The sequence below is a fragment of the Magnetococcales bacterium genome (genome assembly GCA_015231925.1).
GTDB lineage: Bacteria > Pseudomonadota > Magnetococcia > Magnetococcales > JADGAQ01 > JADGAQ01.
On sequence record JADGAQ010000137.1, the window covers coordinates 1 to 11,474 of the forward strand.

The window sequence follows — 11,474 nt, forward strand, 5'->3', positions numbered from 1 at the left end:
ATGTTGGGTGAGGGCGATGGAGCGGGAGGCCGATCCCTGATCCGTCGCTCTGCGGGAAAAGTCGCTGTCAAACCCGTCAAACCTGCCGTTTGACGCCTTTTTGTTGAGTATCATGTTGAAATAAAAAAAGAAAATCGAACTCGTCAACGTGTCATCCTCTCGAAAAAGAACCCCTTTATATATAGATACATATACAACAGTTACTCTTTATCTTTTTTCTTCTACGGTTGACGCTTGACGGGTTCCTGGTTTCTGCTTGTTTTTCAATGTCGTTTCCCCATCAAACCCGTCATCCTTGGAAGCTGACGGGTTTGACGGGTATTTTGTGGGTCACGGAACACGGAAAACCGTTGCCGGGTAGGTCCGGCTTGGACGGGTCTCGGTCATGATCTGCCCAGCGTCGAGCAGGGCCTGCACCACCTCCTGCCGTTGCCGCCGGTCCAGAAACTGGGTGCGCCGGGTGAGATCCCGATTGGTGATCCCCTCTTGCCCAGTTCCCTGGATGATGCCCAGCACGCGCTTGTGATTCTGCTCGGTCTGATTGTCGGCGACGAAGCGTTCCACATCCTCGATGAAGGTGTTGACGGCGTAGCGCACCAGGGCGATGGCCCAGAGAGCGTCCTCGTCCCGGATCAGCGGTTGCGCGGGATCGGCGGAAACCGCCCGGATCAGGGCCACCTTGGCAGCGTTCTCCCAGGCCCGCGCCAGGATGGGCGAGAACTGGCTTCCCCGCGACCGCCGCAACAGGGCGGTGACCTGCCGGTTCAGGGTAGCGAACCGTTCCCGTGCCTCCGGCAGCATGGGCACCACCTGCGGATGAATGGCGGTCTCTGGGCCGGTGGTCAGGTTCGCCAGGTTGCCCTCGCCTCCGCTGCCGTTCTGGGCGATGGCGGCCAGCGCGGCCACCAGCTCTTCGGGCGGCTGGCGCAGGGATGCAGTACCACTGGCCTCCGGGTAATCGTCCTGGGTCTTCAGGATCAGGAAGCGGGCCAGGGAGCCGTCGGCGACGTTGGCGCTCTTCAAGGCCGACCAGAAGAGAGTGGGCGTGGTGGTGCCGTAGAGGCACAGGCAGGGCTGGTTGATGTCCTGGCGGCCCTTCTTGTCCGGCATGGCATATTCCGGCCCCAGGAAGACGGTGGCGGACGAAGAGTACAGCTCCGTCATCAGGTCCAGGATGTCGGTGATGTGCTTGGGGCTGCGCTTGCGGTCGGCGGCGGCCTGGAGGAACATGCCGAACTCGTCCTGCTGGAAGAGGATGGCCGGGTGATCGTGAATGGCCCGCAGCAGGCCCGCGCCGGAGGCGATGCGGTTGCCGCCCAGGAACTTCTTCAGCCCGGCGCGGAACAGCAGGTCGGTGATCACCTCCCGGCTGTGGTTCTTGCCGGAGCCGCTGTCGGCGATGCCCACCACGTAGAGGTTGCTGCGAATATCGGTCTCGGTGCGGTAGCGCCGCCCCATCAACGCCCCCAGGGCGCAGAGAGCGTTGCCCACCGCCAGAATGGGCTGGGGCCGGGTGGCGGTGGACACCATGTAGTCCACCAGATGCCCCAGCACCCCGTCCAGGTCGGTGATGTTCCACTCCGGCCCGTCCAGGAACGGCGGGGCGTCTTCCGCAGGCGCGGCCACCGGAACCCTGGGCATCCTTTGCAGCAGTGGCGCTGCCGGGTGGGTGCCGGGATGCTGGTTGGCCGGGTTCAGGGTGAGGGCGGCATCCGGCTTCCAGCCATGCCGCTGGGCCAAGTGGTAGATGGTCCCCGCGCCGATGACGGTGGGGTGGAAACTGGCCCAGGCGCGGGCCGTGGTTTCGGGGACGTTCTTGGCGGACGAGGCGGACCAGTCGGCGAACAGACCCGCGCCCGCCTCGCCCAAGGCCCCTTTGAGGGCCATGCCGACGCGCACCCAGTCGTCGTAGGGCAGGTCGGCGTTGAGGATGTGGCGCAGGGCATCCTGGATCGCTTCCGGGGTGCCCTCTTGCGTGTTGGCGACATGATGAGTGGTCGGCGAACTCTCCGGAATTCCCGGATGGTTGCGCTCAAGCCGCGCCGGGCGCATTCCCTCCGGCAGCAGCACCAGTCCCTGCTTGATGAAGGCGCGGGCCTGCGCCTCGGTGATGACCGGGAGATCCGCCAGGGTCAGGTCGGCCAGGGAGCGCACGGGCCATTCGTAGGGCCTGCCGGTGCCGGGATGGATGGCGTAGGCGACGAACTGCTGTCCCTGGCAGAGCACCTCCAGGGGGTGGGCCTTGATCCCCTTGAAGGAAGCATCCGTGCGGTAAACCAGCATCCGCTTGGGGGCGTTGCCGATGCGCACCGCCGGGGTCTCGCCCAGCAGCTCGAAGGCCAGAGCCTGGAGCCGTTCCGCCAGACCGGTATCGTCGGCGATATCGATGTCCACCCCGGCCACCAGACCGCAGGGGATGCCGATCCCGGCGTCGGGCCACTGCTTCCAGATGGCCAGTTCGTGGGTGGTGGTGGCACGGGCGGCATGCTTGGTCCAGCCCTTGTAGGGCAGCCACGCACCCCGCTCGAAACGGCCCGGGAATTTTTCGCCGGGGACGATGGGGAGGAAGGAAAAACCCCCGGCGATCAACCGGTCGCCGTGTTGGGTCATGAAGTTTTCGCTCATGGTCGTCTCTCCTTTCAGGCCGCTTGGCGGTTCAAGGTGGCGAGGCACTCCCGTAGCACCTCGACGGGATAGCTGTTCACCGATCCCCACCGTTCGTCCGGCACCCTGCCGGTGCGAATGCCCAGGTCGCGGCACAGATCGCTGGCCATGATCCCCAGCCGCCGGGCCAGGGTCAGAGGGGCCGGGACGTTCTCCCGGCGACAGAAGGCCAGGGCGGTCATGTAGCCGGTGTCACCGTCCAGGTCGGCCTGCCGTCTGGCAATGGCGTCGAGCTGTTCTTGCTGGCGGCGTTGTTCGTCCGCCATGCGTTGCAGACGTTCTTCCTGCTCGACCAGCAATTGCACCGACCGCAGGAGTTCGTGGGCTTTTGACCTGGGAGGTGGCAACTGGAAGTAGCGGTTGACCAACTCCCGCTGGACCTGCCACGCCAGCTCGTCGGTGAAAGACTTCACCAGCATCAGGTAACCGGACTGGGTCAGGACAACGAGTCCCTGAGAATTGGGTTGCAACCCCGCTGTCCGGAATTCGGACAGCGAGGCAACTTCATGAAAGGAAAGGTGAAAGAAGTCTTCTCCCGCGATGAATCGCTCCTTGTTGTCGTTGAACCGTTTTCTGGCCGTCCCTTCCGGGCGTTGATGAAGCTGATCCACCATGGCGAAGGTGACGGCGCGCTTGCCCCGGTATTCGATGACCGGGACGGTGGCCTCGCCGATGGTGATCAGTGGATGGGTGTTTTCGGTGATCGCGTTCATGCTCTTTGCTCCTTCGCTCAAAACGGGACGTCGTCCCAGGTGTCGTTGATGTCCAAGCTGGCCTTGGCTTCCAGATACCCCCCGACGATCACCCGGATCAGGATGAGGAACTCCTCCACCGTGAAGAGGGTGAGGTCGGTCTTGCCCAGGCTCTCGATGTATTCCCCGGCCAGGGGGGCGGCGGCGCGCAGGGCCGCCTGCTCGCGTTCGGTGGGATCAACCATGGGCGTTCTCCTCACCGAAGCGAGCCCCCACCACCTCCACGAAGCGATCCGCCGGGCGGATGGCGATCTCCTCCGGGATACGCAGGTGATCCACCAGCTCCAGGGCCTCGGCCACGCTGTCCGGCACCCGCAGCCCGGCGGGGGCGCGGCGGGCCCACCAGGAAGCGGCCTTCTGGCGCGGGAAACCGGTGTGCTCGAAGCAGACCCACTCCCGATGCCAATTGAAGCCGCACAAGTATTCCACCCGCATCGACGGCGGTTTGCCCTCCTTCTGGTGCAGGCGGTAGGCGATGTCGTAGACCTTGACCCACTCCACCTTGCCACCGGTGAGGATCTCCCTGGTGGTGGCGGTGGCCTCCAGTTTGTCGCTTTCCGGCGGCGGGAATTCGTGGCCGCACTGGGTGCAGTGACGTACCGCCGCGTAATTGATGGTCTGGCACATCTCGCAGGTCTTGACCGGGGCGTCTCCGTCTCCCTCGCCGGGCTTCTTGGGCTTCACCTTGTCGATGGGGCCGTGGCGCTGGACGTTGCCCGCGAAGTCCAAGACCAGGCAGTCGGCTTTCCCGGGGGCGAGGCGCATGCCCCGTCCGGCGATCTGGACATAGAGGCCGGTGGATTTGGTGGGCCGCAGCATGGCGATCAAGTCCACCGCCGGGGCGTTGAAGCCGGTGGTCAGCACCCCCATGGAAGCCAGGGCGCGGATCTCGCCCCGTTTGAAGGCGGCGACGATCTCGTCCCGTTCCGCCTTGGAGGTGTCACCGAAGATGGTGGCGCAGGAGACCCCGTGGGCTTGCACCGCCTCCTGGACGTGGCGGGCATGGGAAACTCCGGAGCAGAAGAGCAGCCAGGAGCGCCGGTTCTGCCCGTGGGCGACGATCTCCTCCACCGCCGCCCGGGTGACGGGATCCTTGTCCACCGCCGCCTCCAGTTGGCCGGGGATGAACTCCCCGCCCCGGGTGCCGACGCCGGAGACGTCCAACTGGGTGTCGGTGCGCTTGCTGACCAGGGGGGCGAGAAAACCCTGGTCCACCAGATCGCGCACCGGCACTTCGTAGGCGAGGTCGTCGAAGAGAGAGCAGTCTCACTCGTATAAAAATGGTTGACAATACATCTCGTTTATGCTGACCATAGTCTAGAGGTTGCTCGTCTAAACAATCTAAACATTGTCAGGTGATGCTATGTTGGAAAAAATAGGTGAAAGAGTTGATGGTGCAGAATGGAAGGATAAGGAGGCGTTATTGCATGTATCAAACCCGCATGCGCTAACCCAGGTTGCAGGATATGTCAAGTATGTCAGCGCTAGGAATAATAGATCAATATATTACAGAGGACAGAATGATCTTCATCATGGGAAGATGGTCCCGCCGCTCTATCGACTTCCATCCATCGGGCAAAACGGTATAACTTCTCTCGGGAAAAAATTAGATGACTACATAAATGAAGCGCACGGTAAAAATGCCTTCCTCAGAGGAACTCCGTATGAGGTATGCGAGCCGTTGTTGCAACACTATGGGATGAAAACAAGATGGATTGATATTGTGGATAATGTATGGGTTTCATTGTGGTTTGCATGCTACAATATCAGAATTAATGGGCACATGGCACAATACGTCAATTACGAGAGAAGAAATACTTGCCGAGAATCTGGTGGGTTCGCATATATTGTGTTGATGGGAATTGAGAATCCAAATCCGCACAATAATTTACCTGGATATTTTAAAGGTGATGACGCTTGGTTAATCGATCTAAGACTAGCGGCTCCATCCGTATTTATTCGCCCTCATGCTCAATACGGGCTGTTATTAAAAAGAAAGACAATATGTAATGACTGTGACATGTCTCACCTTGTTGTTGATAGAATAAGAATTAATTTGTGTGATGCTTTGGCATGGCTTGGCGTCGGAGAACTTTTGAGTGCTCATACTTTTTTTCCTCCCCCAACTTATGATTCTGGGTACAGGACTCTCCTCGAGAAAGCCCCAGCTGGAAGCAAGGAACTGGGTTCTGTTTGGATCGTTGGAGCATAACGATTGAAAAATGTTGGCAATTCACAGAGGAAGAGGATCCCCCCAGGTGGGGACGGATAACCGCTCCCGGCGTCCACCTCGTAGGCGGCGAGGATCGCCTCCACCGTGGGGCAGTTGGCTTTGGGAAGGGGAGCCATCACGCACCCCCCTGGCCCAGCAGCAGGCGATGGGCCTCGTCCATCACCTCGCGCCATTCGTCGTCGTTGTAGTCGGGGCGGACGGCGGCGATGATGCAGCTCTGGAGTCGTTCCTTGCGCTCGGCGGGGCCACCGGGCAGGGTGCGCTGATGGGCCTGAAGCCGGGCCAGCTCCTCCCGCTTGAAGCGCAGGGCGGTACGGGCGCGGTGATACCAATCCGCGTCCATCCTGCCACCCTTGGCTTGGCGGTCCAGGTCGGCAGCAGCGATCTGGTCGCGAATGGCGGCGATGTCGGATTGCAACTGGATGAGCCGGGTGCGGCACTCCTCCCGGGTCGCGGGCAAGGGGGTCTTGTCCCGCTCATCCCGATGGTTCAGGATGGCAGTGTCCATGGGTTCTTCTCCCAAGGTTGAAATCGTGGATGGGGCGGGTCGTCACCGGTGCCTGGCAGCGAAAGGTTGACGGTCCCGCCCGTTTTTTTCGTTCATCCCATGCGCCGCCAGGGACCAACCCCACCGGCGGCGGGCGCGGGACGGGGGGCCTGGGCAGCGGGTTGTTGCGCCGGTTGCGGCTGAGGAGCCTGCTGGGCCTGCGGCGGCTGAAAAGCCGGTCGCGGAGCAGGAGCAGCGTTGGCGACAGGCTTGTAACCCTTGGTTTCGTTGTAACCGGTCTTGCCCACCGCCACTTTCACCAGCAGCGGCTTGAAGTGGAGTTCCTCCGAGTCGGCCACCTGCATCCGCCCCACGGCGTGGCAGATGGCCGAGAGGGTGCGTTGCGCGATCTCTTCCGCCTGCCGGTTGGGGTTGACCAGGTTGAGCCGGTCGAAGAGCTTCCGCCCAGCCAGAGGTCCGTCCAGGATGTCCATCTCCAGCCACAGGTACTGGCCGGTGCCGGTCTTGGTGGCCCGCATCTCGCTGTTGACGATCTGCACCCGGTAATCGCCGGGGGGCAGGGTCTCGTGGGGCTGGGAGGGGTCCACCTGGGAGGCGTCGAAGGTTCCGCCGAGTTGCGCCATGATTTGTCTCCTTATGCGGCTTGGGTCTGATGGTCGCCGGTGAGATGGGCCTGGAGGGTGGTCCAGTCCATGGGCAGCTCGCCGGGCAGGTTGTAACGGTTCTTGGCCAGGAAGGCGGGTCGCTCCTGGGTGAAGAGCAGGCGCTCGCCGGTGCCGACGGCGCGGTTGACCCGCTGCCCGAAACCGACCTCTGCCTTGGTCACCGCCACCCGGTAATTGGCGAACAGGACACAATCGCTGTGCTCCTGGACCAGGGCGGCGGCCTTCTGGTGCAGCTTCACGTCGTAGCGGTCGAATGGGTCGTGCTCCGGAGAATCGAAGCGGCGGATGGTGGCGTGGGCGATCTGCACCACCACCATGTTCTTCTCCGAACGCAGCCGGTTGAGGCGATCCAGATAGGAGCGCCAGAGGTCCAGGGCGGCGACGTAGCCCTTCCCATAACCCATGTCCTCGATGCTGTTGACCCGGTTTAGGCGGCACACCTCGGCCCAGATCAGGGGTTCCAGCCAGTCCAGGGAATCCAGCACCACGGTCTCGAAGTCGTGGTTTTCGGCGAGCAGGCTGTCCAGGGCCTCCAGCACCTCGCCGAAGGTGCGGGCCAGGGGGAAGCTGGTGACCTGGAGCAGCCCCAGCCCGTCCTCGGTGAGGACGAAGACCGGGTTGGGAGCGCAAGCCCCCAGGGTGCTCTTGCCCACCCCGGCCACGCCGTAGACCAGGATGCGGGGCGGCAGGACCGCCTGTTGGCGATTGAGGGAAGCGAGGGAAATGGCCATCACAATCCTCCCCGGCCCGCAGGCCGTTCGAGTTTGAAGGTGGGTTTGCCGACCTTGAGCGTTCTCGCCGGTTCAAAGAACTTCCGGATGGAGGTGGGCCAGGCGTTGTAGCGGCTCTCCGGCACCCGGTAGGCAACCTCGACGTAGTCCAGCGGGTTCTCGCCGGATTCCCGGATCTGCCCGATGATGGTGGTCAGCTTTTCCTGATCCCATTCCGGCTTCTTGGGCAGGTCGGCGATGACGACGAAGGGACCGTCGTCGAAGCGGATGATGCCGGTGGGCTTCTGGTTCTGGTTGCGGACCAGGGCGGAACGGTCGCCATAGCGGTGGGCGATGGCCTCGTCCAGGCTCTCCTTGATCGCCCTGGCCCGGCGCAGATGGGCGTCGGCCTGATCCAGCAGGTCCGCCAGCGCCTCGACGCCGAGGGCGGCCACCTGAGCGACGGGCTGTTCCGGCAATTCGTGGATGGAAATGGGGGTGTTCATGCCAAACCTCCGGCCTGCGTAATGTGTTGAGATTGGGAACGGTCGTTGCGCCGCTGCTCGGCTTCGTAGCGTTCGATGTCGTCCTGGCGGTAGACAACCCGACCGCCGATCTTGAGATAGGGCGGCCCTTCGCCAAGCGACCGCCAGCGCTCCAGGGTGCGATGGGAAATGCCCCACCGGCGGGAAAGCTCGATTTGATTGAGATGATGGGTGGTCATGTCCTCCTCCGGGGGCTGTGGTCAATCGATGGGGAGAAGGTAGCAGCCTGGCAGGTAGGGGAAGGTACCGGTAAAAGGTAGGAGCCAGGGTAGGAATGCTGGGCAGGAGAGAAGACGGGGGAAACAGCGATGCGCCTTCCCGGAATGGGAACCGGTTGGCGGTATTTCGATACAGGGATGGCGAACGGGTAGGAAATAAGGCAGGAAAATTGAAGGCCGTGGGCGCCTTCCTGCACCTCGTACCTGGATGACAATCCACCAGAGGCTTTTCCCTGACCGTTGTTTGTCGGTCAGGAATGGGCCGTCACCAAGTGGAAGTCAGGGTAGGAGCTGGGGTAGGAGCCAGGGTAGGAGCTGGGGTAGGATCTGGGGTAGGAGCCAGGGTAGGAGCCAGGGCAGGAGCCAGGGCAGGAGCCAGGGCAGGAGCCAGGGCAGGAGCCAGGGCAGGAGCCAGGGCAGGGACGGATTCTGGGACCGCTACCCGGACCTACCGGCCCTCCGTGAGCTGCATGAGACGGTCGTAGGCATCCTCCTCCGGATCTTCTTCCAGGATGGGATTTCGATCCCTGTCCTTCAGTAGCAGAAGGGAGAGGACGAAATCATACTGCTCCGACGGAATCGCCATCTCCTTGACCTCCTCATCGGCAAACCAGACACCGCAGGGAAATTCCTTTCCGAGCCGAGCATCGACCATGGATTCGGGCGGATTGGCGGCGAGAGACGCCGCAGGGATCTCGACGGGATCACAACCGAAGGTCTTGAAAGACGCCCCGGTCTTCCAGGCCGGTTCGCTGGATTGCGACCAGAGGATGTACCCCTCGTTGGAGACCACCAGAACGGCCCGTTTCTCGGTGTATTCGAGCCACCGACGGATCGCCGCCATGAGGGAAACGCCATACCGATTCGCGCAGGCGGAAAGACGCTCCAGGTCGGCAGGTTCCCTCGGCTGGATCTGTCGTCGGAAGTCGTCGAGCGGCATCAACAGGTAGGTGGCGAAGACATCCGCCTCCCTTTCCAACCTTTTCCGGGTTTCCTCGTCGGAATCCAGAGAACCCATCGCCACATCATTCTGGCCGCATTGCAAACCCTTTGGGCTGAAACGCCGGTGCAGCAAATAGTGGCCAAACTCGTGAGCCAGCGTGAACCGGATGCGCCCCTGCGAGGAGATGCCGGAGTTGTACAGGATCCCCCATCCTTTCTTCCCCGGAGGGGCGGGGTGCAACGCCCCCTCGAATCCGGGCAAATCGGCCCCCTTCACCATGGTGATTGGGTCGTCCGCGAATCGTTGCCTCGAAATTTCCTTGGTTACCTCAGGAACATCCACCGGAAAGCGGTCAGTTCCAAGCACCGTGTTGAGGAGGGTGGAAATCTGGTTGGCCCATGCCTGGGGCGTCTTGGGTTCACTCATTTTTTGTCCTCTTCCCCCCAGACATCGATGAGCTGCTGGAGCTTGCGTTTGGTGTCTTCCGGCATTTTCTGGTACTTGCGGAAGAAGGCCAGGTCCATATCACCCCGCTCAGGTGTCTCCTGATCCTGGTCGAGCAAAAATTCCCCAGTCACGCCGAGCACCTCGGCGATCTTTTGTATTTTTTCCGCCGATGGGCGTGGAGGGTTCTGGTTCTCCAACGCCCAGATGTAGCTCTTGCTCGACCCGGTCAGTTCTCCCAACTGCTCCAGCGTCAGCCCTTTCTCTTTCCGCAACCGTCTGATTTTTTCGCTCAACAGGGTAGGCACAAGGCTCCCTCCTTGGGTTCCGTGCAAGTTCAGAGTTCAGGTAAAAAAAGTGCTTGACAAGCGCCACGCGCCCGCGCAGACTTGCGCTTGTTCTCTTTACAGAACATTTTCTACCACATGCCACGCATAAAGGAAACAAAAATGAGTACCGAGGCAGGCAGAACCCTCCATCGCACACCCGCAGACGGAGATCAGTCCAACAAACCGACCGGAATCTTGGGAGAACTTCAATGAGCGGTAAAAATCAATGGGTTGTGACGCACGGTGATCAGTGGGGTGTTCGCGGCGAAGGCAACAGCCGAGTCACGTCGGTTCACGAAACCCAAAGGGAGGCCATCGACCACGCCCGAGAGATTGCCATCAATCAGCGCAGCGAGATGTTCATCCAGGGTGAGAATGGGCAGATTCGCGAGCGCAACAGCTACGGAAACGATCCACGCAGTTCCAAGGGGTAACAGGAAGGCAAATATGCTTTCGCCAAGATCAAACAACATCTCTGTTCACTTTTTGCAGGAGATTGACTCATGAGCAAGACATTAAAACCGGGCACTCCGGCGCCTCAGTCAGGACAATACAAGATTCCTGGATCAAAAACCGAGATCACTGCGATCAAAGACAAACCGTTGCCTCCCACACCTAATCAGGGCCAGGGATATCGTCTGGTGGACCCTACAAAGCACAAAAAGTGATGACCGATGCCCCCCGGCATTCAACCGGGGGCCATCCACTTGGTTGAGGAAGAACCTTTCTCTTAAGGTATTCAGGAGAATCCGTCATGCTCCACATCGCCCGCTTCATCCGCAACACGCCTGCCAAGGGATTGCAGGCCTATTTCCAGGGAAACGGCTTTCCCGTCCCCAGCCTCGACTGGGCGGAACAGGAAATCAAGGTGGTCGTTCCCCTGCTCAAGGCCGTCGAGGCCATGGATGATGGCAAACGGGCGATGTTGTTGGTGGATGCCGGGCGCATCGATGGGATGACCGACGAACTCGTTCAGGAAGCGATGTGGAGCGTCGTGAGGGACCAGGAATTGTTCGGAAACCTGGAGAACGCCCATGATCGAGCGACCTGGCTGTTTCTCCACGATCCCGGAGCGTTCCAACGGGCCGAGGAGATCCGTTACACCGACAGCCACCGGCTGGGGCGGATGTGGGACGGTTTCGTGGGGCCGCCCCAGGCCACGGTCAGCATGGATTCGGAGCATCACCGGCAGTTCGAGACCCGCATCCGCGATCTCTTCCGCACCGGGCAGGTGAAGGTGGAGGTGTACCACCGAACCCGCGCCCACCTGGACGAGGAAAGCCGTCTGGTGCAGGTGATGGTTTACCGGGAAGGGTTGCCGGACAGTTTCCTGGAGTTTCAGGAGGGAGAACTGGCCCGCCGCAACCGTCGCCCGGTTCTCGAATTCGCGCTCACCTATCAGCCCGAAGACGGGGTGATCGAGGTGATCTCCCAGGGACGGGAAAGCCGGGAAGAGATCGCCC

At 61.4% G+C, this 11,474-nt stretch carries 13 protein-coding genes and 2 pseudogenes; 4 read left to right on the forward strand and 11 right to left on the reverse strand.

Annotated features, from left to right (window positions below; genetic code table 11):
* Window positions 1-330: 330 nt before the first annotated feature.
* The 4 genes and pseudogenes from HQL56_13920 to HQL56_13935 all read right to left on the reverse strand — a co-directional run bounded on the left by HQL56_13920 (window position 331) and on the right by HQL56_13935 (window position 4,730).
* Window positions 331-2,625 (reverse strand): DUF3987 domain-containing protein, encoded by a 2,295-nt coding sequence (locus tag HQL56_13920; protein MBF0310618.1) that lies wholly within the window; start codon window positions 2,623-2,625, stop codon window positions 331-333.
* A gap of 14 nt (window positions 2,626-2,639) precedes the next feature.
* Complete coding sequence (locus HQL56_13925) at window positions 2,640-3,377, reverse strand: ORF6N domain-containing protein (GenBank protein ID MBF0310619.1); 738 nt, start codon at window positions 3,375-3,377, stop codon at window positions 2,640-2,642.
* A gap of 17 nt (window positions 3,378-3,394) precedes the next feature.
* On the reverse strand, window positions 3,395-3,601 hold the full coding sequence (locus HQL56_13930) for a hypothetical protein (GenBank protein ID MBF0310620.1): 207 nt from the start codon (window positions 3,599-3,601) through the stop codon (window positions 3,395-3,397).
* Window positions 3,594-4,730 (reverse strand): annotated as a pseudogene (locus HQL56_13935) (hypothetical protein). The gene HQL56_13930 and the pseudogene HQL56_13935 overlap by 8 nt, the downstream one beginning before the upstream one ends.
* Before the next feature lie 49 nt (window positions 4,731-4,779).
* Between HQL56_13935 and HQL56_13940 the strand changes: the two are divergent.
* Window positions 4,780-5,628 (forward strand): FRG domain-containing protein, encoded by an 849-nt coding sequence (locus tag HQL56_13940; GenBank protein MBF0310621.1) that lies wholly within the window; start codon window positions 4,780-4,782, stop codon window positions 5,626-5,628.
* Window positions 5,629-5,764: 136 nt separating this feature from the next.
* Here the strand turns inward: HQL56_13940 and HQL56_13945 are convergent, their stop codons facing one another.
* The 7 genes and pseudogenes from HQL56_13945 to HQL56_13975 form a co-directional block, all read right to left on the reverse strand.
* The gene (locus HQL56_13945) at window positions 5,765-6,109 is read right to left on the reverse strand and encodes a hypothetical protein (protein MBF0310622.1); all 345 of its coding nucleotides are present in this window, start codon (window positions 6,107-6,109) and stop codon (window positions 5,765-5,767) included.
* 269 nt (window positions 6,110-6,378) lie between these two features.
* Window positions 6,379-6,780 (reverse strand): annotated as a pseudogene (locus HQL56_13950) (DUF669 domain-containing protein).
* Between the two features lie 11 nt (window positions 6,781-6,791).
* Window positions 6,792-7,553 carry an ATP-binding protein gene (locus HQL56_13955; GenBank protein MBF0310623.1) on the reverse strand — a complete coding sequence of 254 codons (762 nt, stop codon included), beginning with the start codon at window positions 7,551-7,553 and terminating at the stop codon, window positions 6,792-6,794.
* The gene (locus HQL56_13960; GenBank protein MBF0310624.1) at window positions 7,553-8,038 is read right to left on the reverse strand and encodes a hypothetical protein; all 486 of its coding nucleotides are present in this window, start codon (window positions 8,036-8,038) and stop codon (window positions 7,553-7,555) included. Before HQL56_13960 ends, HQL56_13955 begins: the two co-directional genes overlap by 1 nt.
* Window positions 8,035-8,256, reverse strand: coding sequence for a helix-turn-helix domain-containing protein (locus HQL56_13965; protein MBF0310625.1), 222 nt, complete (start codon window positions 8,254-8,256; stop codon window positions 8,035-8,037). The genes HQL56_13960 and HQL56_13965 overlap by 4 nt, the downstream gene beginning before the upstream one ends.
* Window positions 8,257-8,743: 487 nt before the next feature.
* Entirely contained in the window at window positions 8,744-9,664 is a 921-nt protein-coding gene (locus HQL56_13970) for an ImmA/IrrE family metallo-endopeptidase (GenBank protein ID MBF0310626.1), read from the reverse strand.
* Window positions 9,661-9,990 carry a helix-turn-helix transcriptional regulator gene (locus tag HQL56_13975; GenBank protein ID MBF0310627.1) on the reverse strand — a complete coding sequence of 110 codons (330 nt, stop codon included), beginning with the start codon at window positions 9,988-9,990 and terminating at the stop codon, window positions 9,661-9,663. The genes HQL56_13970 and HQL56_13975 overlap by 4 nt, the downstream gene beginning before the upstream one ends.
* Before the next feature lie 230 nt (window positions 9,991-10,220).
* On the opposite strand from HQL56_13975, the gene HQL56_13980 reads away from it, so the two are divergent.
* From HQL56_13980 to HQL56_13990, 3 genes are all read left to right on the forward strand, one after another.
* A complete protein-coding gene (locus tag HQL56_13980; GenBank protein ID MBF0310628.1) occupies window positions 10,221-10,445 on the forward strand; it encodes a DUF2188 domain-containing protein in 225 nt (74 codons plus the stop codon).
* A 69-nt stretch (window positions 10,446-10,514) separates the two neighbouring features.
* Window positions 10,515-10,679 carry a hypothetical protein gene (locus HQL56_13985; GenBank protein ID MBF0310629.1) on the forward strand — a complete coding sequence of 55 codons (165 nt, stop codon included), beginning with the start codon at window positions 10,515-10,517 and terminating at the stop codon, window positions 10,677-10,679.
* 86 nt (window positions 10,680-10,765) lie between these two features.
* Window positions 10,766-11,474 (forward strand): hypothetical protein (locus HQL56_13990; GenBank protein ID MBF0310630.1); only part of this gene is annotated, 709 nt, incomplete at its 3' end.